This is a genomic window from Glutamicibacter sp. MNS18 (assembly GCF_026107515.2).
GTDB lineage: Bacteria > Actinomycetota > Actinomycetes > Actinomycetales > Micrococcaceae > Glutamicibacter.
In genome coordinates this window covers 18,558-43,376 of sequence record NZ_JAPCHW010000008.1, presented here as the reverse complement: position 1 = coordinate 43,376, position 24,819 = coordinate 18,558, and the positions used below count along the sequence as shown (strand labels likewise).

General features: G+C 63.1%; 21 protein-coding genes. 17 read left to right on the top strand and 4 right to left on the bottom strand.

From position 1 onward, the window contains the following. Window positions 1–81: 81 nt before the first annotated feature. A complete protein-coding gene (locus tag OK351_RS12435; RefSeq protein WP_265159396.1) occupies window positions 82–498 on the bottom strand; it encodes a DUF1801 domain-containing protein in 417 nt (138 codons plus the stop codon). A gap of 41 nt (window positions 499–539) precedes the next feature. After that, entirely contained in the window at window positions 540–1,922 is a 1,383-nt protein-coding gene (locus tag OK351_RS12430) for an MFS transporter (protein WP_265159394.1), read from the bottom strand. A gap of 218 nt (window positions 1,923–2,140) precedes the next feature. On the opposite strand from OK351_RS12430, the gene OK351_RS12425 reads away from it, so the two are divergent. The 13 genes from OK351_RS12425 to OK351_RS12365 all read left to right on the top strand — a co-directional run bounded on the left by OK351_RS12425 (window position 2,141) and on the right by OK351_RS12365 (window position 15,982). Next, a complete protein-coding gene (locus OK351_RS12425) occupies window positions 2,141–3,469 on the top strand; it encodes a C-glycoside deglycosidase beta subunit domain-containing protein (RefSeq protein ID WP_265159392.1) in 1,329 nt (442 codons plus the stop codon). Further along, window positions 3,462–4,940 (top strand): sugar phosphate isomerase/epimerase, encoded by a 1,479-nt coding sequence (locus OK351_RS12420; protein ID WP_265159390.1) that lies wholly within the window; start codon window positions 3,462–3,464, stop codon window positions 4,938–4,940. The genes OK351_RS12425 and OK351_RS12420 overlap by 8 nt, the downstream gene beginning before the upstream one ends. A 232-nt stretch (window positions 4,941–5,172) precedes the next feature. Next, entirely contained in the window at window positions 5,173–6,459 is a 1,287-nt protein-coding gene (locus OK351_RS12415; RefSeq protein WP_265159388.1) for an ABC transporter substrate-binding protein, read from the top strand. 50 nt (window positions 6,460–6,509) lie between these two features. Then, entirely contained in the window at window positions 6,510–7,508 is a 999-nt protein-coding gene (locus OK351_RS12410) for a carbohydrate ABC transporter permease (RefSeq protein ID WP_265159386.1), read from the top strand. 4 nt (window positions 7,509–7,512) lie between these two features. Beyond that, a complete protein-coding gene (locus OK351_RS12405; protein WP_265159384.1) occupies window positions 7,513–8,349 on the top strand; it encodes a carbohydrate ABC transporter permease in 837 nt (278 codons plus the stop codon). 110 nt (window positions 8,350–8,459) lie between these two features. After that, window positions 8,460–9,236 carry a sugar phosphate isomerase/epimerase gene (locus OK351_RS12400; protein ID WP_265159382.1) on the top strand — a complete coding sequence of 259 codons (777 nt, stop codon included), beginning with the start codon at window positions 8,460–8,462 and terminating at the stop codon, window positions 9,234–9,236. Continuing rightward, the gene (locus OK351_RS12395) at window positions 9,233–10,792 is read left to right on the top strand and encodes a GMC oxidoreductase (RefSeq protein ID WP_265159381.1); all 1,560 of its coding nucleotides are present in this window, start codon (window positions 9,233–9,235) and stop codon (window positions 10,790–10,792) included. Before OK351_RS12400 ends, OK351_RS12395 begins: the two co-directional genes overlap by 4 nt. A gap of 42 nt (window positions 10,793–10,834) precedes the next feature. After that, window positions 10,835–11,230 carry a C-glycoside deglycosidase beta subunit domain-containing protein gene (locus tag OK351_RS12390; protein WP_265159380.1) on the top strand — a complete coding sequence of 132 codons (396 nt, stop codon included), beginning with the start codon at window positions 10,835–10,837 and terminating at the stop codon, window positions 11,228–11,230. After that, on the top strand, window positions 11,227–12,330 hold the full coding sequence (locus OK351_RS12385; RefSeq protein ID WP_265159379.1) for a sugar phosphate isomerase/epimerase family protein: 1,104 nt from the start codon (window positions 11,227–11,229) through the stop codon (window positions 12,328–12,330). Before OK351_RS12390 ends, OK351_RS12385 begins: the two co-directional genes overlap by 4 nt. Window positions 12,331–12,350: 20 nt before the next feature. Further along, window positions 12,351–13,376 (top strand): sugar phosphate isomerase/epimerase family protein, encoded by a 1,026-nt coding sequence (locus OK351_RS12380; protein ID WP_265159378.1) that lies wholly within the window; start codon window positions 12,351–12,353, stop codon window positions 13,374–13,376. A 33-nt stretch (window positions 13,377–13,409) separates the two neighbouring features. Further along, the gene (locus tag OK351_RS12375) at window positions 13,410–13,808 is read left to right on the top strand and encodes a C-glycoside deglycosidase beta subunit domain-containing protein (RefSeq protein ID WP_265159376.1); all 399 of its coding nucleotides are present in this window, start codon (window positions 13,410–13,412) and stop codon (window positions 13,806–13,808) included. Beyond that, a complete protein-coding gene (locus OK351_RS12370; RefSeq protein ID WP_265159374.1) occupies window positions 13,805–14,965 on the top strand; it encodes a Gfo/Idh/MocA family protein in 1,161 nt (386 codons plus the stop codon). The genes OK351_RS12375 and OK351_RS12370 overlap by 4 nt, the downstream gene beginning before the upstream one ends. Before the next feature lie 12 nt (window positions 14,966–14,977). Further along, window positions 14,978–15,982 carry a sugar phosphate isomerase/epimerase family protein gene (locus OK351_RS12365; RefSeq protein ID WP_265159372.1) on the top strand — a complete coding sequence of 335 codons (1,005 nt, stop codon included), beginning with the start codon at window positions 14,978–14,980 and terminating at the stop codon, window positions 15,980–15,982. An 8-nt stretch (window positions 15,983–15,990) separates the two neighbouring features. On the opposite strand, the gene OK351_RS12360 is transcribed toward OK351_RS12365, so the two are convergent. Beyond that, the gene (locus OK351_RS12360) at window positions 15,991–17,253 is read right to left on the bottom strand and encodes an ROK family transcriptional regulator (protein WP_265159370.1); all 1,263 of its coding nucleotides are present in this window, start codon (window positions 17,251–17,253) and stop codon (window positions 15,991–15,993) included. Window positions 17,254–17,384: 131 nt separating this feature from the next. On the opposite strand from OK351_RS12360, the gene xylA reads away from it, so the two are divergent. Both xylA and OK351_RS12350 read left to right on the top strand, forming a co-directional pair. Further along, complete coding sequence (xylA, locus tag OK351_RS12355) at window positions 17,385–18,572, top strand: xylose isomerase (protein WP_265159368.1); 1,188 nt, start codon at window positions 17,385–17,387, stop codon at window positions 18,570–18,572. Between the two features lie 37 nt (window positions 18,573–18,609). Then, entirely contained in the window at window positions 18,610–20,049 is a 1,440-nt protein-coding gene (locus OK351_RS12350; protein WP_265159366.1) for a xylulokinase, read from the top strand. 35 nt (window positions 20,050–20,084) lie between these two features. Here the strand turns inward: OK351_RS12350 and OK351_RS12345 are convergent, their stop codons facing one another. After that, window positions 20,085–21,344, bottom strand: a complete 1,260-nt coding sequence (locus tag OK351_RS12345; RefSeq protein WP_265159364.1) for an ROK family protein — start codon at window positions 21,342–21,344, stop codon at window positions 20,085–20,087. Window positions 21,345–21,610: 266 nt separating this feature from the next. Here OK351_RS12345 and OK351_RS12340 point away from each other — a divergent pair, with 266 nt between their 5' ends. After that, the gene (locus OK351_RS12340) at window positions 21,611–23,140 is read left to right on the top strand and encodes an MFS transporter (RefSeq protein WP_265159362.1); all 1,530 of its coding nucleotides are present in this window, start codon (window positions 21,611–21,613) and stop codon (window positions 23,138–23,140) included. 14 nt (window positions 23,141–23,154) lie between these two features. Next, a complete protein-coding gene (locus OK351_RS12335; RefSeq protein ID WP_265159360.1) occupies window positions 23,155–24,765 on the top strand; it encodes a GMC oxidoreductase in 1,611 nt (536 codons plus the stop codon). Window positions 24,766–24,819 lie beyond the last annotated feature (54 nt).

Below are 24,819 nucleotides of genomic sequence, written 5' to 3'. Positions count from 1 at the left end.
AGCGTAGCCGCACCCTGGGCGCGGAGAACCGCCTTTTTGCCGGATACGCAAGAACCCGTCCATCCCGTGCGTGGCTGGCGGCTACCAGTCGTCCGTCCGCTGGCTGGCCAGGGCGATCAGCTGGCGCAACACCTGCAGATCGATGTCCTCCAGTTTCTTGACGTAGACGCATCCGGCACCCTCGGTGTATTTGCCCAGACCCGGTAACAGGGAGGCTCCTTGTTCGGTGTCCTTCAGCCCGTAGAGCGAGAGCTGGGTCTTGCGTGGCGAGAAGCCGGTCTTGGGCCAAATGCCGCGGGTTTTCGGGTTCACCGGGGAACCGTAGTTGTACTGTCCGTAGCCGACAATCGACGGCCCCCACATCACCGGGGTTTCCCCGGTCACCTCGCGGAAAATCCCATCCAGCAGATGCCCGTCGCGGCTTCGTGTGGCGGGAGTGGCCGCATCGAGGAAGTCCTGGACACTGGCCCCGGTGGGCAGGGTTTTCTGGGTGCTCATGAACCAATTCTCGATGCTGCGCGTCCTGCTGGCAATGGTGTTCAAGTGGCGGTGTTCGGGCTCGACGTGGCAAATGTGGCACTGAGCCTGCGGTACTGTTTGGTGGTCATGGCCAGCAGGGCCACCAGCACCATGATCAGCCCGGCCACCAGGAACACCAAGGCGATGCCGCGGGTATCCCCGCCCCCGAGCAGCCAGCCGAAACTGTTGCGTCCTTCCTCGCTGCGCATGAACGGGATGATCCCGTATTGGGCGATCGGGGCGATGATGAACGCGGTGATCGGTGCCGCCGAGGCCTCGACCATCTGGGCGAAACCGAACACCCGTCCCTGCCTGCGATACGGCACGACCTTCTGGATGACGGTCTGTTCGGCGGCCTCCACCGCCGGGATCAGCGCCATGTACAACCAGATGCCCAGGATGAAGAGCCATGTCCACTCCCGGATGGTGAACAGTGCCCCCAGCGCTCCCATGGCCATCACGCAGAGCAGCAAGGTGCGGATCGGGTTCTTGCCCAGACCGAACTTGGCGATCAGGCTGCCGCCGAGAATGAACCCGGTGGAGGCCAACCCGAAGGTGATACCCCAGGCCTCCACCGACATGATGCTCAGACCGTAGGGATCCATCAGGGCCATGTACACCCCGCCAATGAAGTTGTTGAACATCGAGAAGATGATCAGCGCGATCAGTCCGGGAATGGCGATCACCGCCAGGTAGCTGTTGCGGAAATCGATAATCTTCTGCCGTCCGGGTTCCCGTTCCGGGGTGGCCTCGGGGAGGGAAATCGTCAGCACATGGACCAGCGTCAGGCAGATCAGGACGAATGCCAGAAGCAGGGTCCATCCCATGCCCAGCAAACCGATCGACAGCCCGGAGAACACGGAGGTGATGATGAAGGCGATGCCCTGTACCGTGCCGACCAGCCCGTTGGCATTGGCGTGGCGTTCCACCGGAACCAGCAGGGTCACGGTGGTGGATAGCGCGATGCTGCGCATCTGTTCGACCACGGCACCAACCAGGATGACCCCGCTGAAAAGCCAGAACTGTGGTCCGCCGATATTCAAGATCAACTCGGTGGGAAGCCAAACGTACAACAGGCCGGCCGCGCCGAAGGCCACCGCGGTGAATACCGAGGAGAAGACGAAGACCTGCTTCTTCCGGTACCGGTCGATGATGGTTCCGAACACCATGGCGAAGAAGGCGATCAGCAGCATGTAGGAGCCGCCGATAATTCCGGTGGCCATGACGTTCTCGGTCTCCAGGTAGACCCAGAAGGTCAGCCCGAACCACAGGTAACTGGTGGTCAGGTTTGCGATCGCGGTATTGACCAGGATGTGCAGGAAGGAGCGGTGGCCCTCCTTGGCCTGTGCTTCAGTTTGGTCCTGCGGGTTCACCGGTTCGTTTGGCGGTGGGATCTCGGTCATGGGTGGTCCGATCGGGGACACGGGTGGGTGTAGGGAAAACAATACGTCCTGGATCATGCCATGTCATCGGATTTTAGCCAGAACCTTGCTCATTGGCGGTACAGCGGTTCCGCATGAAGTGAATCCTGGATTACTTATGTCTGAAACAATCTATCTTTAGTGTGAAACATACATAATGCTGTTACTGTGGATCAGGATCAAGAGAGAGGTGGATCACAGTGTTGCTGGAAAGAAGCATCATCCAATCGGTGGGGTTCCGCAATGTGCGCCAGGGCGGGCGCGTCACCGGATTCCAATTCAGGGTACGCATGCCTTCCTATCGTGGTATGGCTGCATCGCTGATTGATGGGATCGCGGTGAGGGTCGGAAATCATGTTGACGTGGGGCCGGAGGTTCCCCAATGGACCTTTGAAGGGCGGACCTTCTCGCGGGCCGAACTCTGGGAATGCAGCGACCTGCGGTGGCCGTTGGAAGAGACGGCGACTGTCACGGTCCCCCTGGATGGTGGACTACCGCCGGGGATCCATGAGATCAGCGTCGAACTGCGCCTGCGCATGTCCTATATCCCGCTGGTCCACCAACCGTCCGTGTTCCGCGAGCAACGCGTCATCACGTTGGCTCCACCGGAGGACGGAGGGCCATTCAAATACGGAGTATCCCTCTACAGTTTCATGGGTGACTACGGTACGGTCATGGACCTGGAGACTGCATTGGCCTCCATCGAGGATATCGGCGCCACCGGCGTGGAAATCCTGGGTGAGGGGCATGTTCCCGGGTATCCGAACCCTTCTACGCAGTGGATCGACAACTGGTTCCGCTTACTCGACCGCTACTCGCTGGAGCCCACCAATTACGGCTCCTGGATTGACACGCGATTGCATCCTGGCCGTGGTCTGACCGTGCAGGAGGGCGCGCAGGCCCTGCACCGCGACCTCCAGCTGGCGCACCGGCTCGGATTCCCATTCGTCAGGCCGAAAATCGGTGTGGTCTCCGACGACTTGGTTCCGGACCCGATCTGGCGCGGGGCGGTGGAGCGGAACCTGGATGTGGCCCACGAGCTTGGAATCGTCATATGCCCTGAGATCCATTCCCCGACCCCTATCCGTCACCCGGTGGTGCAGGAATATATTGAACTAATCGAGCGCACCGGCACCGAGAATTTCGGCCTGCTCATCGATACCGGCATCTTCCAGGATCGGCCCATCCCCCTGCGTGACGGAGAGAGCCGGGAGACCAGGCCGGCATTCTTTGATGGTATAGGAGTCGACCCGGCTGACCTGGCCTCGATTGCCAAGTACGTGGTTTTCGTCCAGGCCAAATTCCACGACATCAATGACCGGCTTGAAGACCAGCAGATCCCGTGGTCACCCGTGCTCAAAGCCTTGAACGAGACGGGGTATGGCGGATACCTGTCAAGTGAGTACGAAGGCGAGCGCACCGCCTGGCGGGCCATTGAGCAGGTGCGGCGACAGCATACGATCCTCCGGGCAATTGCCTCAGGGCTTGAACCAACCAATACCTACCAGAAAGAGGAAAACCATGCCTAACGGTCTAATCGACGCAACCAGCCTTCGAGTCCATCGCGACGGACTGGCTATCTCGCTGACAATTCCCTGGTACCGCAGTCTCTGGCTGTCTTCGATATCTTCCCTTAGGCTGATCGTGGATGGCATCGAGGTGCCTGCGGCGGACCTGAGATTCGAACTGAACGGTGTGCGCTACACCTTGGAGGAGCTTCCCGCGCAGGACCAGGTGCTCTGGTTCCTGCAGCAGCATCCCCTCCTGATCGCCAGTCGTCCGGAACCGGTGGAGCTCGGTGCGCAACATACCGTGCGAATCCTCGGAGAGTTGCGGCTACCCTATATGCAGATCGCCCCCGGCCAGGACGGAGGGCCAGGCATGTATGTGCCGAACTTCGTTGACCAGCAGTTGGAGCTGACCGTCACCGACTGCCCGCCGAAGATCCGGCTGGAAACCGAGCCAGTCCGGCCGCCTGAGCCGAAGGCAGAAGGCGATCCCTTCGACCTGGGGCTGACACTCTATTCGGCTAGTGCCGAGTTCCGTGCTGGATGGTATGACTTTGACAGTCTGCTCGAGCGGGTCGCGCAGCTGGGGATCGGCCCGGGAATCGAGATCGTGGCCTCGCAGATGTTGCCTTCCTACCCCCAGGTCACCGGTGAATTCACCGAGGGGTGGAAAGCGGCCATGGACAAGTACGGTTTCAGCCCCAGCTCGTTCGGGGCCAACCTGGACATGGGGCGCCGCCGTGACCGGGATATGACTCCGGATGAGGAGTTTGAATTCAGCCGGATCTTGTTTGACGGGGCCAAGATGCTGGGATTCCCGTTGGTGCGGATCCAGAGTGCCAAACCAGAACTGCTGCGTAGGCTGCTGCCGGTAGCCGAGTCTCATGGGTTGAAACTGGCCTATGAGATCCACGCCCCGATGGGCCCGAACTCCCCGGAGATCATGCGCGTACGCGAGGTGTACGAGGAATTGGACTCGCCGCTTCTGGGTTTTGTCGCCGATTTCTCCTCCACCATGCACAGCATGTCCCCCACGTTGTTGCGAGCCGTGCGTCGGGCAGGGTTAGACGACCAGGCCGTGCGGCGGTTGCAGCAGATCTGGATGAGCGAAGCATCCATGCGCGAACGGCAGGAAAGGTTCATTGATTACCTGCGCGGCCGTGGCTTCGATCCGGCGCGGTTGGGGTCCTTCGCCCATCTGGCTTTCAATATGCATGGGCATGTGCAGCCCGGGCAATGGGCTGAGATCATGCCGCAGATCTTCCATGTCCATGCGAAGTTCTATGACATAGACGAGCGGGGCAATGAGCCGGCCATCGATTACCCGGAGCTGGTGCGGGTCTTTGTCGAAGGCGGATATCGCGGTTACTGGTCAAGTGAATGGGAAGGCCATGCGTTCGCCGAGCTGGGCGAAGTTGATCCGCTGGAGCTCGTCCGCCGGCAACATGACCTGATCCGCCGCAGCATGCGCTCCCTTTCATCCACGCTCTAGGCCTGGATTGGCGCCAGCGGATCCTGCGCGCCGGCTCTGCCCGGGCGCGCAGGATCCGGGCATTCGCATGCCGGAAAGATGCTAGCAAGGCCCTGCGTCAGTCGCACCGGCTCTTACTTATGTCTACTATCTGCAAAACTTATGTACTTTTCTGGCACATGTGCCCATAATTGTTAGTGACCGGGATCACTTGCCCCGGAATACACTCACAACGAAGTCTGAAAGGCTGGTTATGACTCAGCACCGACGCCCCGCAGGTCTAAAGCTTGCAGTCCTGGCTCTTCCCACCATCGCGGCACTGACCCTTGTCGGTTGCGGGGCCTCCTCGGATGCCACCGGCGGCCAGACGCAGGAATTCTCACTCACCTTCGCGACTTCCAACACCGTGGAGAGCCCCTACGAGGCCTTGGCGAAGCAGTACATGGAAACCTTCCCAGACATCAAGATCACCTTGAACCCGCAGCCAAACGACTCCTATGACCAGGTGGTGCGCACCCAGCTGCAGGCCGGCAACGCCTCTGACGTGCTGGTCACCTCCCCGGGGTCGGCCTCCGGGCGCAGCATCCTGCCGCTGGTGGACGCCGGCTTCCTGGAGCCGCTGGGCGAGTCCGCCGCAGCGCTGGTTCCGGAAGGCAGCGAGGAGCTCTTCGGCCCGAACGGCGAGGTGTACGGTTTGGCACCGGAAATCACAGTCGTTGGCTTGGTCGCCAATGACACGGCGATCACCGCCACGAATACGGCCTTCCCCGAGGACTTCGCGGGTCTGCTGGCGCAGTGCGGGCCCCTGTCCGAAGAAGGCAAGTCCCTATTTGCCGTGGCAGGTTCCGCATCCCCGAATACCGGGCTGCTGGGTATGCAGTTGGCAGCTACGCGTGTCTATGCCCAGGACCCGGCATGGAATGAAAAGCGCTCTGCCGGCGAGGTGACCTTCGCCGACACCGAGGGCTGGCAGCGGGCTCTGGAAGCCGTGGTGCTCATGAAGGATGCAGGATGTTTCCAAGGCGGTGCTGAAGGAGCCGGGTTCGACGGGGTGACCAAGGCACTGGTCAGCGGTTCCTCATTGGCCGCTTTCATCCCCGGACCGAGCAATAAGCAGTTGAAGAGCACCGCCGAGGACCAGGACTTCGAGGTCCGGGTGTTGCCCAGTGAGGGTGGTCCGAGTGAGGACTTCATCTACGCCAGCGCCAACTACGCGTACTCCATCAACGCGGCCTCCCGGAATAAGGAAGCGGCCACTGCATTCCTGGAATGGCTGGCCGAACCGGAACAGACCAAGGCCTTCGCCGAAATCGACGGCGCCCTGCCCGTCACGGGATTGGAGGGCTACGACTTCGAGAACAGCGCCTACAAGAACGTGGCTGAGCTGATTCTGGAAAACCGGTATGCACCGTTGCCGAACAGCGAGTGGGCCAATGCATCCGTCTATGACGAACTGGGCAGTGGAGTGCAGGGTCTGCTGACCGGGCAGCAGACCCCCGAACAGGTGCTCAAGGCCATGGATGCCGCCTGGGACCAGTGACACCACGGGGAACTGAGTTCGAAGCTGCGGAAGAAGAGGCAGGGAAAACCATGACGGCGACATCGCAATCGACCAACCACGCGGTCAACAGACCGGTGCATGAGCAGACGCGCACGGCGCAGGCCAGCGGATCCGTCCACCGCGTGCAGCGAATGCGTGGCCCGGACAGGGCATCGAAGAGAAAGTGGGGCCTGGAATTCGGGCACTGGTGGTGGGCGCTACCCGGGATTGCATTGGTTTTCGCCGTCCACTACATGGCCACCGGCATCGGCGGATTCTTCGCCTTCACCAATTGGTCGGGCATCGGCTCCTTCGAGGTGGTGGGGTGGAAGAATTTCGAGGCGATCTTCAACGACCCGACGAAAATCCGTTCCCTGGGTAATACGCTCTTCTTCGCCTTCGGCTCGGTGCTGCTGGGTAACATCATGGGACTGCTGCTGGCCCTGGCGCTGAACCGGGTCGTGAAGACCCGCTACGCCCTGCGCACGTTGTTCTTCATGCCCGTGGTACTCAGCCCGCTGGCCACCGCCTACATCTGGAAGTTCATCTTCGACTACGAGGGCCCGATCAACGTTTTGCTGAATGCGATCGGGGCCGGTCACCTGGCCAAGCCGTGGCTGGCGGATCCACAATGGGCCGTCTGGACCGTGCTGGTTGTCCTGACCTGGTCCTCCACCGGCTTCGCCATGGTGATCTTCATGGCCGGCCTGACCAGTGTCCCGGTCGAGGTGGAGGAAGCTGCCGCGATCGACGGGGCCAACCTGCTCCAACGCTTCCATCATGTCACCCTGCCGGCATTGCGTCCGGCCGTGGCCATCGCCATGACCTTGGGTATCGTCCAGGGGCTGCGGGTCTTCGACCCCATCATGGCGCTGACCGGCGGCGGTCCGGCCGGGGCAACCGAAACCCTGGCCACCGAGGTCTATAAACAGGCCTTCGCCTTGGGCAACTTCGGCGGTGGCGCCGCACTGGCCCTCGTATTGGCGGTCATCATCCTGTTCTTTGCCGTCATCCAACAACGCCTGACCCGCTCGAACCCGGAGGACTGAGCCCATGTTCCGCTATACCAAGCTGACACTGTTGCGTGAGATCGGGCTTTGGACCCTGGCGCTGGTGTTCCTCGCTCCTTTCTACTTCCTGATCACCACGGCACTGAAATCGAATACCGAAATGTACACGACCTCACCACTGGCGTTGCCACAGAGCGCGGACTTCAGCGCGTTCGTTGCTGTACTCACTGCCACGGGCAACTCAAATGTCCTGGGCGGATTGCTCAACAGCGTGATCATTACCGGAGGCAGTATTGTGCTGCTGATCGCCATGGGTTCATTGACCGGTTATGTCATTGCCCGTAGCACCCGGCGCTGGAGCAAGGCCGCTTACTACCTTTTCCTGATTGCCATCATCCTGCCCGGCCAGCTGGGTGCCGTGCCGCTCTACATGGGGGCACGGAGTATCGGGTTGACCGGTTCTGCCTGGGGGATGATTATCCTGTACACCGGGATGCTGCTTCCAGTTTCCATCTTCCTGTACGCGAACTTCTTCCGCGGCCTGGGAACCGCGTACGAGGAAGCGGCCACCATCGACGGGGCCACCAGATTCCAGGTCTTTGCCCGGATCGTATTTCCCATGATGGCTCCGGCCACCGGTACCGTCACGATCTTTGCCGGGCTGATCGTTTGGAACGACTTCTTCACCTCCCTGATCTTCCTCGGCGGATCGGATAACCAGACACTGCCGGTGGCGATGTACTACTACATCGGGTCACTGGTCTCGGAATGGAACTCCATCTTCGCCATTGTCATCGTGTCCATGATCCCGATCCTCGCGCTCTTCCTGTTCGCACAGAAACGCTTCATCCAAGGGTTCGCTGGCGGCCTGAAGGGCTGAGACCCCACCCTCTTGCGCAGGCGTATCGCCCGCGCAGCGGGTCGGTGCGCCCGAAAACCAGACGCGCTGCGAGAAGAACACCGACTTTCCACCATTTGACAGGAGCTACCATGTACGAGCTTGCACCAAATATCGACCTACTCTTTGCCGAGGCAGGTGACGCCGCCGCTGACCGGGTGCGCGCCGCAGCTGCTGCCGGGTTCGGCGCGGTGGAGATGTGGGGTCCCACGGGCAAGGACATTCCGTCGCTGAAGGCGGCATTGGATGAGACCGGGGTGCAACTCACCGCACAGCTGGCCGAGCCGCGCACCCAGTTCATGATCCCGCCGAAGAACCATGCGCCGTTCTATACCGGACTGGATGCAGGGGTCCGAGTGGCGCAGCAATTGGGTTGCCCGCGCATTGTCGTGGGATCCGGGACGGGTTTTGGCGGACGCAAACGCCAGGAGCAGCTTGATGAGCTCATCGAGATCTACACCCGGGCGATCGGCCAGATCGACGGCTCGGGGATCACCCTGGTGCTGGAGCCGGTGAATGTCCGGGTGGATCACCCCGGTGCTCTGCTGGATCGTACCGCCGAGGCCGTCTACGTGGCCCGGGGGGTAGGTTCGCCGCAGTTCGGGGTGCTCTACGACCTCTACCACTCGACCGTGGAAGGCGAGGATGTGCAGGCCGAATTGGCCAACGCCGCCGACCTTATCAAATATGTGCAGATCGCCGATGCGCCGGGACGCGGCGAACCCGGATCCGGTTCGATCGACTGGAACGCCCGACTTGCCGAGCTACGCGCCAGCGGATACACCGGTGAAATCGGTCTGGAATACTATCCGACTGTCAGCTCCATCCAGTCGGTGAAGCGGATCCAGGAACTGGTGGCAGTACGATGAGCACCCACCGATACCCCCGGCGGGTCGATGTCGCCATCGTGGGCAGCGGTCCGACATCCGCGGCCTACGCCCGCATCCTGAGTGAGCTGGCACCCGAGGCCCGTATCGCCATGTTCGAGTTGGGTCCGAACATCAGCAACCCACCCGGCGCTCATGTGAAGAACATCGACGATCCGATCGAGCGCGCCGCGGCGCAACGGGCGTCGGAAGGTCCCGGGGCCGGCGCGGACACAGTGGATCACCCCGGGGCGGTGAAGGCCGGTCAACGCCGGGCCCGACCCGGCACCTTCCTGCTGTCCGAGGGATATGTCGCCCCCGGTGAGGACGGGCTACCGGTAGCGGCCATGTCCAGCAATGTCGGGGGGATGGGAGCGCATTGGACTGGAGCCTGCCCGCGCCCCGGAGGGGCCGAGCGCATCGACTTCCTGGCCGATCTGGACGACCTGCTTCTGGAAGCAGAACGGCTGCTCGGGGTGACCACGCAGGCCTTTGAGTCGGCCCCCTTCTCGGGCATGGTGCGTGAACTACTGGCGGAGCAAGTGGATTCGGGGCGTGCGGCCGCCTACCGTGTGCAGCCGATGCCGTTGGCGGTCCATCGGCGTTCCGACGGTGCATTGGTATGGTCGGGAGCCGATGTGGTGATGGGGGAAGCCACCCGGTCCAATAAGAACTTCACGCTCTTTGATAACTCGCTGGTGCTCCGCGTGCTCACCGAGGAGGGAACGGCTTGCGGCATCGAGGTGCGTAATCAGCACACCGGCGCACGACACCGGGTAGATGCCCGGTTTGTCGTGGTCGGGGCCGATGCCCTGCGTACACCGCAATTGCTCTGGGCTTCGGGAATTCGCCCCGAAGCGCTGGGCCGCTACCTGAACGACCAGGCCCAAGTGGTTTTCGCCAGCCGACTGCGCGGTGTCCAGGGGCGGGGTGCCGCCGGGAACCCGGCGGCCGGACTCAGCGAGCAAAGCGGCGTCTCCTGGGTTCCCTATATGGATGCGGAGCCCTTCCATGGGCAGATCATGCAATTGGACGCCTCGCCGGTGCCGTTGGCCGAAGAGGACCCGGTGGTTCCCGGCTCGATTGTGGGACTGGGTCTTTTCTGCGCCAAGGACCTCAGTGCCCAGGACCGGGTGGTCTTTGATGATCAAGTCCCGGATTACTATGGCCTGCCCGCGATGCGCATCCACTACCGGCTTTCCGCGCGGGACCACCAGGTCATCGAACGTGCCAAGGAGCAGATCGTCCGGCTGGGCCATGCCGTGGGCGAACCCTTGGATGAGAAACCCTTCGTCATGCCGCCGGGTTCTTCGCTGCACTACCAGGGAACCACCCGCATGGGCGAGAGCGATGACGGACGAAGCGTGTGTTCACCAGACAGCGAGATCTGGCAGGTGCCGGGCCTATTCGTGGCCGGTAACGGGGTCATCCCCACCGCCACGGCCTGCAATCCGACGCTGACCTCCGTGGCTCTGGCCGTGCGCGGTGCGCGGCGGATCGCGGAAAAACTGAACGGCTCTTTACTTATGTCTGAATCAGACAATAGAATGAGTAAATAAGGAAAAAGTTAGTGCCTTACCCTACCCACCCAAGGAGAAGCGATGATCGCCGACCGGATAATCGAGCAGGGAACGCTCACCGCCCAAGACGGCCACGCGGCCGTGGAAGTACGTATCCCCTGGTACCGGGCCTTGCCCGGGTCCTGCATTGCCGGCGCCGCGTTGAGCATTGACGGAACCCAGGCCCCGGCTAATACGCTGCGCTGGACCATGAACGGACGCACCTTCAGCTTCGATGAACTTGTCCAGGAAACCGACGAATGGTGGTTCCCGTTGGATTCGGCCATCCTCTCCGGCCAGGTGCCGGTGGGCCAGGACGGGACCGAGCACGAGGTCCAGGTGGAACTGAAGATCTACATCCCGTACATCATTACCGATCACGGGGTATTGCACATTGAAGAAAGTGATACCAAGACCATGAAGGTGGCACAGCGATGAGTGCTCTGGGAACGCCGATCCAAGGGGTAACCCTCTACAGCTTCACCCGCGCCTCCCATGCGCGGCACTACGATCTGGAGGGCCTGATCCGCAAGGTCGCGGCCGAAGGCTTCGGACCCGGGCTGGAACTCATCGGTTTTTCAAGCCTGCGCGGTTTCCCCAACCGTATCGATGACATCTTTGCCGGACGATTCCGTGAGCTGCTGCAGGAAGTGGACCTGGTCCCCACCTCGCTGGCGGTTAATGTCGACACCGGACTGCGCCGCGACCGGTTGATGCGCCACGATGAAACCGTCGAATACATGCGTGCCCAGATCGAGGTGGCCGCACGCCTGGGCTTCCCGATCGCCCGGGTGCAGATCTCGTTGACCCCCGATGCCATGGAAAGCCTGTTGCCGGTCGCCGAGAAGTACGGCGTGACCCTGGCCTTGGAAGTCCACGCAGACCAGCACGGGGCGCACGAACGTGTACTGGCCCTACGTGATCGCTATGAACAGCTGGATTCGCCGCTGTTGGGCTTCACCGCCGATTGGGGTGCCACTGTTACCGGTTTCGCGCCCTCACTGCTGGAAGCCTACCGTCGCCGCGGGGCCAGCGAGGAACTGCTGGGCGCGGTGGTCGATCTGTGGGACGGGTTCTATGCCGAGGGACCGCCGAACACCCAGGCGGTCCACGGCGAACGTTTCGGTGCGTTTATCGGCCTGGCGGGCCGCCACGGCCGCCCGGATTTGGGCATCGACTTCGCCATCAACGGCACCGGGCTGTTCGGCCCGGCCCCGATCGAGACCTGGCAGGAAATCATGCCGTGGGTACGCCATGTGCACGGCAAGTTCTTCGGCATCGACGAAACCGGGGAAGAACCCTCGGTCCCGGTACGCGGATTGGTTGCCCAGCTTGTTGAAAGCGGCTACAACGGAGCGATCTCCAGCGAGTACGAAGGCTGGCACTGGAACAACTGGCAGGACCCGTTCGACATTGTCCGCGGCGAACAGGCCCTGCAACGGGTGGCGGCCGCTGATGCCGGCTCATGCATGATCACCGACCCGACGCAAGCTCGCGAGCTGCTGCATTCGCACCTGGCCCAGCCGGCACGCGGCTGAAAACACTAGAGAGGAACAACATGTCAGAAGGCATTGCAGGTACGGGTATCGAGCTCGGTCTCACCTTGTACTCCTTGACCTCGGAATTTGCCGCAGGCCAGTACACCCAGGAAACCCTCATCAAGGCTGCGGCCGACCATGGCCTGGGCCCCGGCGTGGAGTTCAACATCGCCCAGATGCTGCGCACCTACCCGCACGTTGACGACGAATTCATCAAACTCTGGCGCACCAGCATGGACCGCTATGGCCTGGTACCCAGCGCCGTGGGGACCAACCTGGACATGGGCCGACGCAAGGACCGGGACATGACTCCGGAAGAGGAATACGAGTTCTTCGCCGCACAGCTGCACACCGCTAACCAGCTGGGCTTCCACCGTATCGTCATCCGCTCGGCCGGCAAGGAGTTGTTGCGCCGGCTGTTGCCATTGGCCGAGAAATATGACCAGAAGCTCGGATACGAGATCCACGCCCCGCAGGGTCCGAACGACCCGAAGATCGTGCAGATCCGCGAGATGTACCAGGAGCTGGATAGCGACCGCCTGGGATTCACTGCTGACTTCAGCTCAACCATGCACTCGCTGTCTCCGACCCTCTTCCGCACCCTGCGGCAGATGGGGTTGGGTGAAGAACACCTACAGGTCATGCAACAGATCTGGCGTGAACCGCTATCCATGCACGAACGCAACCAAAAGTTCGAGGACCACCTGATCGCCAACGACTTCGACCCGGCCCGGCTGGGACCATTCACCCGCCTGGCATTCAATATGCACGGCCTGGTGCCGCCGGAGGAATGGCTGGATATCATGCCGCAGATTTTCCACGTGCACGCCAAGTTCTACGACATCGACCAGGACGGCAATGAACCGGCCATGGACATCCCGCGCATTGTCCGCCAGTTCGTCAAGGGAGGCTACCAGGGCTTCCTCTCCAGCGAGTGGGAAGGCCATGCCTTCGCCGACCTCGGTGAATCCGACCCCATCGACCTGGTCAAGAAACAGCATGCGCTGATGCGCCAGGCCATCGAAGACGCTGTCGTCCCGGCCTAGCGGAACGGCACGGCCAAACTGTTAAGGAAATTCATGGCAACTCATAATTCGCTCTTCCAGGACTCGAATGTCCGACGACACCCCGAAGGGTTGGCGGTATCGGTGCAACTGCCCTGGTACCGCAGCCTGTGGCTCTCGGCGGTGGACAATGTCGAGGCCCGCGTGAACGGAACACCGGTGCCCGTCACTGACCTGCGCTTCGAACTGCAGGGGACAACCTACCGCATCGAGGAACTGCCCGAGCAGTGGGACACCCTGTGGTTCGTCGCCGACCGTCCCGATGTGGTGATCAGTTTGCAGGACCCTCCCGCACCCGGGGAACGGATCGAGGTCGAGGTAGTGCTGACCATGCGCCTGCTGTACATGCAGATCGCCCCGATGCGCTATGTGACCAACCGGGTGGCTGTTGAGCGCCAGCTGGTGCTCTCATGACCACCCTGAAGGTGGCCATGATCGGCCACGGATTCATGGGAGCAGCCCATTCCCAGGGCTGGCGTACCGCACACCGGGTCTTCAATTTGCCGGCCCGTCCACAGATGGCGGTGCTGGTTGGACGCAACGGCCCGGCGGTCGCGGCGAATGCCGAAAAGTGGGGGTGGGAGGCCAGTGCCACCGACTGGCGCGAGGTCATCGCCCGGGACGATATCGACATCATCGATATCGTCACCCCGGGAGCCTCGCATGCTGAGATCGCCATTGCCGCACTAAAGGCAGGCAAACACGTGTTGTGCGAGAAACCGTTGGCGAACACGGTCCAGGAGGCCGGGGCGATGGCAGCGGCTGCCGCAGAGGCCTCTCGCCGTGGGGTGGTGTCGATGGTCGGATTCACCTACCGTCGGGTGCCGGCCGCGAGCTTCATGCGCCAGCTGATCAGCCAGGGCGTGCTCGGGCAGATCCGGCAGGTCCGCGCATCCTATCGGCAGGACTGGCTGGTGGATCCCACCGTTCCGTTGACCTGGAGATTGCAGCAGGACCAAGCAGGCTCCGGGGCGTTGGGGGATATCGGGGCCCACGCCATCGACCTGGTGCACTTCGCCACCGGACTGGAAACCCGCGAAGTCAGCGGTGTGCTGCAGACCATTAACACCCAGCGTGCTTTGCCGGACGGAAGCGGTTTCGGCCAGGTGAGTGTCGATGACCTGGCGCTGTTCACCGGCCGGCTCTCCAACGGCGCACTGGCCTCCTTCGAAGCCTCACGGTTCGCTACGGGACGGAAAAACGCACTGTCCATCGAGATATCCGGGGACAAGGGGGCGCTGGCATTCGATCTGGAGGACCTGAACAGCCTTCACTACTACGACCGCACCGACCCCGAGGACCGCCAGGGGTTCCGCAAGATCCTGGTCACCGAGGCATCGCACCCCTATGTGTCGGGTTGGTGGCCTGCCGGACATATGCTCGGCTACGAACACGGCTTCAGCCACCAGGTCAAGGACCTGGTTGAAGGGATTCATAACGGAACCCAGCCGCATTCCAGCTTTGCAGAGGGCCTGCAGGTCCAACGCGTGCTGGACGCGGTGACTCGCAGTGCCGCCCAGGAGTCGATTTGGACCCGGGTGGAACACGACGCGCAAATCCACGCAGGTTAGGAGAATAACATCATGGCACGACCCATCACGCTATTCACCGGCCAATGGGCCGACCTCCCATTCGAGGAGGTGGCACGGCTGGCCGGGCAGTGGGGCTATGACGGTTTGGAAATCGCCTGTTGGGGCGACCACCTGGACCCCAACCGGTGGAATGATGCGGCCTACATCCAGGGGAAACTCGAGGTGCTGGAGCGTCACGGGCTGAAGGTCTGGACCATCTCCAACCACCTGAAGGGCCAGGCGGTCTGCGACGATCCGATCGATCAACGGCACCGGGACATCCTCCCGGATTCAGTGTGGGGCGATGGGGACCCGGAGGGAGTGCGGCGACGGGCCGCCGAGGAACTGAAGAACACCGCCCGCCTGGCATCGCGGCTGGGTGTCAAGACGGTCACCGGCTTCACCGGGTCATCCATCTGGAAGTACGTGGCCATGTTCCCGCCCGCTAGCGACTCCATGATCGAGGCCGGCTACCGGGACTTCGCCGACCGATGGAACCCGATCCTTGATGTCTTCGACGAGGAAGGGGTGCGTTTCGCCCACGAAGTCCACCCCTCGGAAATCGCCTACGACTACTGGAGCACCACCTTCGCGCTGGAAGCCATTGGGCATCGTGAGGCCTTCGGGTTGAACTGGGACCCGAGCCATATGGTGTGGCAGGACATCGATCCGGTGGGATTCCTTTGGGACTTCCAGGAGCGGATCTACCACGTGCATTGCAAGGACACCAAGAAACGCTTGGACAACGGACGCAATGGGCGCTTGGGCTCGCATCTGCCTTGGGCGGACCCACGCCGCGGCTGGGACTTCATCTCCACCGGGCACGGGGATGTGCCCTGGGAGAACGCGTTGCGGATGCTCAACTCCATCGGATATGACGGCCCGTTGTCCGTGGAGTGGGAGGACGCGGGCATGGACCGGCTCGACGGTGCTCCGGAGGCCTTGGAATTCATCCGGCGACTATCGAAGTACGAGCCCTCCAGGGCCGCCTTCGATGCCGCCTTCAGCGCCCGGTAGCGGGTGCCTCACCTCTGGGTTGCCACCGGTGGGTGCTCGAGCAGGTCGCGCACGACGCTCTGGGCGGCACCCACAAGGGCTGCCGTCGCACCCAATGGGGAGAGGATGATGCGCAACGGCCAACCACTTGCCGGACCATGGTCCGCTGCGCTGCGATGCAGTGCAGGGACTATCCATTGGCCCAATGCCGCAAAGTGCCCACCGAGAACTACGGTATGCACATCAAGCAGTCGAGCGCTGGAAGCCACCGCGGCCCCCAGGTAGTAGCCTGCGCGGTCCACGGCATCCAGCGCTTGCGGTTCACCAGCGACCAGGGCCGCGTGCAGCAAGGCGATGGTCTCGCGCGGCTCCGGGTCCGTGGTGACAGGCTGCCCGGGGTTCCGGACAGGTGCCAGCACCCCGGAGGCCCGGTAGATCGCATCCTGGCCCGCCATGGTTTCCAGGCAGCCGTGGGCGCCGCAGGAGCAAGGCGAACCTCCCGGTTGCACGATCACATGTCCGATTTCCCCCGCAGCACCGTGTGGACCGGTGAATAATTCGGAGTCGATGACCACGGCCCCGCCGATGCCGACTTCGCCAGAGACGAAGAGGAAGGTGGCAGGTGCCTGGGGTACACTTTGCCGGTACGCCACGGCGGAGGCATTGGCCTCGTTGAACAAGGAGACCCCCAGCAGGGTATCGGGTAACAGGCCCGCCAGGCCCAACCGTATTCCGTCCCAGCCCAGATTCGGGGCGTGGAGTACCAGGCTGTTCCTGGAATCAACGAGACCGGGGATGGCCAGGGCTCCACCCAGGATCGTTAATCCCTGGTTGGTGGCAAAGTTCCGGTATTCGGTGATCAGTTCACCCAGTGCCCCGGTCACCTCCTCGGGTCGGCTAGACCGGTTATCCCGGGGGAGGACTGCATGGTTGATAGGCTGCCCGGACAAATTGACCAAGCCAGCGGATACATAGTCCACGTTGACTTCCATCCCCAGTACGCACCGTGAGGGGTCCAGCCCCAGCCCGACTCCGGGCCGGCCGCGCTCGCCGTCACGGTGTTGACCGATTTCCACCACCAGCCCCTGTTCGATCAGCTCGGTGACCAGGCTGGAAACGGAGGCCTTGGTCAACCCTGTCAGGGTGGCGAGTTGGGCGCGGGTGGGGGACTGCTCTGACGTCCACCGGGCGATGGCGGTCAGAACCCGGGCAAGGTTCCCGCGTCGCACATCCCCGACGCGTCCGGGCGTTTCGGCGCCTGGGGGCACCCTCTGCCGCTGTTGTCCGCTCAATCGACCTCCCTGGAAATCCGGTGGGTGGCCACCGCCCACCCGCTATTGACTCTAGCTCATCGCCAACCATATAGTTCAGATTATAAACTAATTGATTCTCCCAACCCAACCTCCACTGAAGGACGAACTCCATGACACCCCAGCCAACTCCCGCAGACCGTTTCAGCTTCGGACTCTGGACCGTCGGATGGACCGGCAATGATCCCTTCGGAGCTCCCACCCGTGTGGCCCTGGACCCGGTCGAGGCCGTGCACCGGCTCGCCGACCTTGGCGCGTACGGCATCACCTTCCACGACGATGACCTGATCCCGTTCGGGGCAAGCCATGCCGAACGGGAACGGATCCTGGGCAGGTTCAGCGCGGCCTTGGAACAGACTGGAGTGCAGGTCCCCATGCTCACCACCAACCTGTTTAGCCACCCGGTGTTCAAGGACGGTGGGTTCACCTCCAACGACCGGTCGGTGAGACGCTTCGCGCTGGCCAAGGTGCTGCGCAATATCGACCTGGCCGCCGAACTCGGCGCGGAAACCTTCGTCATGTGGGGAGGGCGTGAAGGCAGCGAATACGACGGTTCCAAGGACCTGAATGCAGCGCTGAACCGAATGCGTGAAGGCGTGGATACCGCAGCCGCCTACATCAAGGACAAGGGCTACGGACTGCGCATTGCGGTGGAACCGAAGCCGAACGAACCGCGCGGAGACATCCTGCTGCCCACGGTGGGTCATGCGCTGGCGTTCATCGAGCAGCTGGAACACGGCGACATCGTGGGGCTGAACCCGGAAACCGGGCATGAGCAGATGGCCGGGTTGAACTACACGCACGGGCTGGCTCAGGCTCTGTGGGCCGATAAGCTGTTCCACATCGACCTCAACGGGCAGCGCGGAATCAAGTACGACCAGGACCTGGTCTTCGGGCACGGGGATCTGGCCAGTGCATTCTTCACCGTGGACCTGCTGGAAAACGGGTTTCCCAACGGCGGCCCGCGCTATACCGGACCACGTCATTTCGACTTCAAACCCTCGCGCACCGAGGACTACGACGGAGTCTGGGAGTCGGCGCGCGCCAATATGTCCATGTACCTGCTTCTCAGGGAACGTGCCCAGGCCTTCCGTGCCGATCCGGACGTGCAGTCCGCCCTGCAGGAGGCCGGCGTCTTTGAACTGGGCGAACCGACCTTGGCGGCCGGCGAGAACGCCGCTGACCTGCTGGCGGACCGCAGTGCGGGCAGCGGCTTCGACGCCGCTACGGCGGCCCAACGCGGCTTCGGCTTCGTGAAACTGAACCAGCTGGCCATCGACCACCTGCTCGGCTCGCGTTAGGCCCGCCCACGCCTTCGGATGAAAGGACCCTACGGAGATGACCCTCGTTGCGGGGATCGACAGCTCAACCCAGACGTGCAAGGTCCTCATCCGCGATGCGCGCACCGGGGCGTTGGTCCGCCACGGCCGGGCCACCCATCCTGCCGGCACCGAAATCGACCCCGAGGACTGGTTCAGCGCAATGCGTGAGGCTGTGGAGCAGGCCGGTGGACTCGATGACGTGCAAGCAGTGTCCATTGCCGCCCAGCAGCACGGCTTGATCTGCCTGGATGCCGAGGGGGCGGTGATCCGGCCGGCCCTGTTGTGGAACGACACCCGCAGCGCGCAGGCGGCCGAGCAGCTCATCCTCGAGGCCGGGAACGGGGACCGGGCCGCCGGTGCGCACTACTGGGCGCAGGCCACCGGCACGGTACCGGTGGCCGCGCTGACCCTGAGCAAGCTACGCTGGTTGGCCGGGCATGAGCCGCACCATGCGCAACGTGTTGCGGCCGTGTGCCTGCCGCACGACTGGTTGACCTGGCGGTTGGGCGGCTACGGGCCGGGTAGCGGAGCGGCAGGTTTGCGAGCTTTGCGAACCGACCGTTCCGATGCCTCGGGTACCGGGTACTACAGTCCGGCCACCGGAGACTATGATCACCAGGTGCTGGAACGTACCCTGGGTCATGTTCCGTTGCTGCCGGAGGTTGCTGCACCGCTGGAGGTGGTGGGACGTACTCCCGACGGTGCGCTGATCGGCCCGGGGGCCGGGGATAATGCCGGCGCGGCCCTCGGAGTAGGGGCCGGGCCCGGAGACGTGGTGGTTTCCCTGGGCACCTCGGGGACCGTGTTCGCGGTGTCCGAAACCCCGGTCGTCGACCCTTCCGGCCTGGTTGCCGGCTTCGCCGACGCCACCGGCCACTTCCTGCCGCTGGCATGCACCCTGAACGCCACACGAATCTTCGACTCCACCGCCGCATTGCTGGGGATCGGATTGTCCGAATTCAATACCCTGGCAGCCCAGGCGCCTGTCGGGGCCGGGGGACTGGGCCTCGTCCCGTACTTCGACGGGGAACGCACACCGAACCTGCCCCAGGCGACCGGTTCGCTGCAGGGGATCACCCGCCAGAACTACACCCCGGCCAACCTGTGCCGGGCTGCAGTGGAAGCCGTGGTGTGCTCACTGGCCGAGGGGTTGCAGGCACTGGTGCATCACGGTGTGGCGGCCCGTCGGATCATTCTGGTCGGCGGCGGCGCGCAGTCCGCAGTAGTGCGCCAGGCGGTTGGCCAGATCCTGGGGCTGCCGGTGCTGGCCCCGGAACCCGGTGAATACGTGGCCAATGGCGCGGCCCGACAGGCTGCCGGCGTGCTTTTGGGCGGTTTTCCGCATTGGGAGCTGGATGCGCAGCAGGTACCGATGGCGGGAACCGAGCCGCAGGTCCTACAACGCTACCGCCAGACCGTACGGAGCCAATGGCCGGGACTCGTCACCCCCTGGTAGGCCGCGGTGGCGAACCGGGAGTAGCGCCGTGGCGCTCAGGCCACGTTGCCGCGTTCAGGGCTGGGGCGCCCTTCAGCGAACCAGCGGGGGAAGGTGACCTCGAAAAGCTGCTCGATTGCCAGCTCGGCACCGCCATGCAGGGGTTCAAGTTCATCGTTGATAGACAGGGTGATGGTCACATCCCGGGTGGCCAGCGGCATGGAACGTTCATAGATCCGCTGGCGCACATCGGCAAGGAACAACTCACCGGCCGAAGCGATTGCCCCGCCGAAGACGATGACCTCCGGATTGAACATGTTGACCAAGGTGGAGACGGTCTCCCCAGCCACAACGGCGGACTGCTGGATCAGTGAAATGGCCAGCGGGTCACCGGCCTGCGCGGCGATGGAGATCGTCTCCAGGGTGATCGGCTGTTTTTTTGCCAGGGCGGCCAGCGGACCATCGCTGCCGTCGCGGATAGCCTGCTGCGCCTTGCGCACCAGGGCCCAGCCGCCGCCCTCTGCTTCCAGGCACCCGGTTTTGCCGCAACGGCACTGGGCGGTGGATTCCGGGATCCGCACGTGCCCGATATCCCCCGCGGCGCCGTTTGCCCCACGGTGGATCGCGCCCTGGGACAGCAATCCGGCACCGATCCCCGAACCGATCTTGCAATAGATCAGATCCACGTTGGGCTCGGGACGCCGGGCGCGTTCGCCCAGCGCCAGCAGGTTCACGTCATTGTCCACCCAGACCGGTGCGTTGAAGCGCTGTTCGAACGGTGTCTTGATATCGAAGCCGTTCCATCCGGGCATCAGCGGGGGAGCGGATGGGCGCCCGCTGGCAAAGTCCACGGGGCCGGGCAGGCCGACCACCACACCCCACACCGCCGGGGCCGTGTCTTTGTCCAGAACCGTGTTGATCTGCTTGAGCAGTTCCTTGATGGTCTTCTCCGGCCCCTGGGCAATGTCCCAGGTGCGTTTGGCGTGCTTCAGGAGCCGGCCGTCGAGATCGGTGATCCCCACCCGGATGCGCTGGGCACTGAGTGCGCAGATGACTAGCACTCCCTGTTCCGAATGGAACCGCAAGGTGCGTGGGGCCCGGCCGCCGGAGGATGCTCCGAAATCTCCGTCCTTGAGGAATCCGTACTGGAAGGCCTGGTCCACGCGTTGGCTGACAACGCCTCGACCGAGCCCGGTCACCTTGCCGATTTCCGGGCGGGTAGTTGCCTGCCCGGTCCGTACCAGGTTGACGATCCGCAGCAGGCTCGTCACTTCGTCTGTTTGCGCCCCGAAATGGAGCGTCGACACTGTTGCCATAAAAGGTAATTGTTGCATAAATGAAAGGAAATGACAGGTTCCTGTCGTCACTAATGACGAAATCGGCAGAACTTATGTTTCATAATCGCCTATAAAACTGGTGCGCAGGCATCGACTGGGGTTGACTGTCAGGTCACTACTAACGTATGAAAAGTTCGGACTTTCGTTGTTTTTAGACGTAAGCAAGGTTATGGTGGTTGTGACGTAGGGGCCAGCCGGCCCGTCTCCGCCGGACCAAGTCGCCGGAGGCACATTCTGTCGCGTAGATGACCCGATCGATCGGGCAGAACATCATGAAACTTTCACCATTGAGGCTCCGGCTGCTCATCGCCTGCCTGCTTACCGTGTCATTCCTCGCAGCCATGGACCACACGGTGGTATCCACCTCGCTGGCCACCATTGCCGGGGAACTTGGCGCCCTGCAGTACATGAGCTGGATTGTTGTGGGCTACACCCTGGCCAGTACGGTGTTGTTGCCGGTTCTGGGCAAGCTGGATGACGTGCTGGGCCCGCGGAAGATCTTTCTCGGATCCCTGGGGACCTTCCTGCTGGCCTCCCTGTTCTGCGGTCTTGCCGCCGACTTCAGCTGGTTGATCACCGCCAGGGTGATCCAGGGGATGAGTGCCGCCGGGCTGCAGTTGATGTCGCAGACCATCATTGCCCGGGTTACCACCCAGCGCGAGCGTCCTCGCTATATGGCGATGGTCGGTGCCGCCTTCCCGGTGGCCATCCTGATTGGGCCGTTGCTCGGCGGAGCCATCACCGATTACTGGGGATGGCCGTGGATTTTCTGGATCAATATCCCGTTGGGAGCGGCGGCCCTGGTGCTGGCGCTGTTTGCGCTGCCACACCTTGAGGCGGGTTCCTCTCCACGCGGCTTCGACATGGCCGGCGCCGCGGTCTTCGCCATGTCACTGGTCGCACTGATCCTGGGTGTCACCTGGACCAACGGACAGGGGTTCTCTCTGCCGGCGTTGGTGTGCCTGGCGATCAGCCTGCTGGGTTTCATCACCTTCTTCTGGATTGAAGCCCGCGTGTCGGACCCCATGATCCCGTTGGGCTTCTTCGCCAACCGGACGATTGCCGCCGGCGCTGCATTGTCCGCCATTATCGGAGTCGGGCTGTTCTCGATCACCGCCTACCTTCCGACTTACATCCAGATGGCCTACCAAACCAGCGTGACCGTCTCCGGGCTGGTTCCCATAGCCACCGTGTTCGGCATGCTTTGTAGCAACCTGCTCACGGGATGGTGGGCCAGCCGCACCGGCCACTACTGGACGTTTCCCGTCATGGGCACCGCCCTGGGCTCCGCGGGGCTACTGGCCATGGCCTTGCTTCCCATGGGACAGCCGCTGTGGGTGCCCATGGCTGTCATGGCGGTGGTGGGCATTGGCACTGGTTCCTTCATGAACCTGATCGTCACCCTGGTCCAGGGGGCGGTGCCAGTGAGGCAGACCGGGACCATTACCGCCACCATCAACCTGGTACGGCACATCGGCTCTACCGTGGCCACCGCGATGATCGGGGCCGTGATTGCCGTCGGGGTCGCCGGTCAGTTGCCTCCGGGGCTGAACGCCTCCACCCTCACCCCGCAACAGGTCCATGCCCAACCGGCCGCCGTGCAGGCCGAGATTGCCGGGCTCTATCACACGGTCTTCACCCCGGTCTTTACCATACTGGCCATCGCCTACGTCGTCGGGGTCATCGCTGCCCTGTGTCTGCCCCGCGGGCGGTTGGAGAACACCATGGCAAGCACCGAACACAACGCAATTGAACCTATCCCGGCACAACCGTAAGAAGGAGAATCACCATGACCCACCCCACTATCGCCATCGTCGGAAGCGGCCCCATCGGTTCGGCCTACGCCCGTGTGCTGCTCGAGCAGCACCCCGAGGCGCACGTGGTCATGTTCGAAGCAGGACCTCAGCTGACCGATATCCCGGGCCAAAGCGTGCGCAACATCCAGGACCCCGAGGCAAGGGCGCAGGCCCGCGAGAAATCCCAAGGCCCCCAGGCCGGCACCTACCGCGCCTCCCTGGGGATACCCGAAGATACTGTCACCGAGGGCATGTTCACTGCTCGGCAGGGAACCCACCTGTTGGATTTTGGCGGACCCGGAGCCGCCCACGCACCCAGCTTTCCGGCAGCCGCCGCAGCCACCAACGTTGGCGGCCAGGGGGTGCACTGGACCTGCGCCACCCCGGAACCGGCCTTCAGCGAGAAGATCCCCTTCATCCCCGACAGTGAGTGGAATGGGCTCATCACCGAGGCCAAACGCCTGCTGCATGTGCAAAGCGCCGCCTTCGCCGACTCGGCCGTAGGAGCCGCGATCCGCAACCTGCTGGATGAGGAATTCGGGGCCGAGTTGCCCGACGGGTACGGGGTCGGCACCCTGCCTGTGGCAGGGGATCCGAAACCAGACGGATCGATCCGCTGGGCCGGTACCGATGTGGTGCTCGGGCCGCTGATCGCCCCGGGCAGCGAGCTGTCCGCCCGTTTCGAGCTGCGTGACTTAAGCCTGGTGCTGCGCATCGAGACCGACGGTGCTCGCGCCACCGGGGTGACCTACCGGGATCTGCGGACCTCGCACACCTCCTTCTTCGCGGCCGATACGGTCATAGTGGCCGCCGATGCGTTCCGCTCCCCGCAGTTGCTGTGGGCCTCAGGGATCCGGCCGGCGGCGCTGGGACACTACCTCACCGAACATCCCGTGGTCATTTCCACCGTGGCGCTGGATGCCGGGAAAATGCGGCGGTTTGCCACCGAGGAGGACCTTGACGCGGAGTTGTCGCGCCGGGCACGGAACCCTGTGGACCCGGTGGCCGCCGTGAACCGTATCCCGTTTTCCGAACCCGACCATCCATATTCCGTCCAGGTCATGTACACCGAATGCACTCCCTTCCCAATGGATCCGGCAGCCGAACACGCCGGAAATCGCTGGGGTTATGTCAACATGGGCTACGGTTTGCGCAAGCAACCCCGCTACCAGGATGCGGTGACCTTCGTTGATGACGATGTGGACTACCGGGGGCTTCCGAGTATGCGCATCGACTATGCGCTGACGGCAGCGGAGGAAGCGGAAATCGAGCAGGCCACCGCCCGGCTGCGCCGGGCCGGCACAGCGTTGGGGGCATTTGTCGCCGAGCCGCGCTTGATGCCCAACGGATCCAGTCTCCACTACCAGGGCACCATGCGGATGGGGCCGGTCGACGACGGGACCAGTGTCGCGGACCCCTACTCGCGGGTGTGGAATTATCCGAATCTGTTGGTGGGGGGTAATGCGCTGATTCCCACGGCCACGGCCATGAACCCCACCTTGATGAGTGTGGCCATCGCGGTGCGCGGTGCCAGGCAGCTGGCCCGGGATCTGGGCGGGAATATCGGGACGATCCGGGCGCGGGATGGGATTGGTGTGGCCTAGTCGTAACCTGTGTGCGGGGTCGTCGGTGCCCCGTACACTGCCGGCTGGATAACA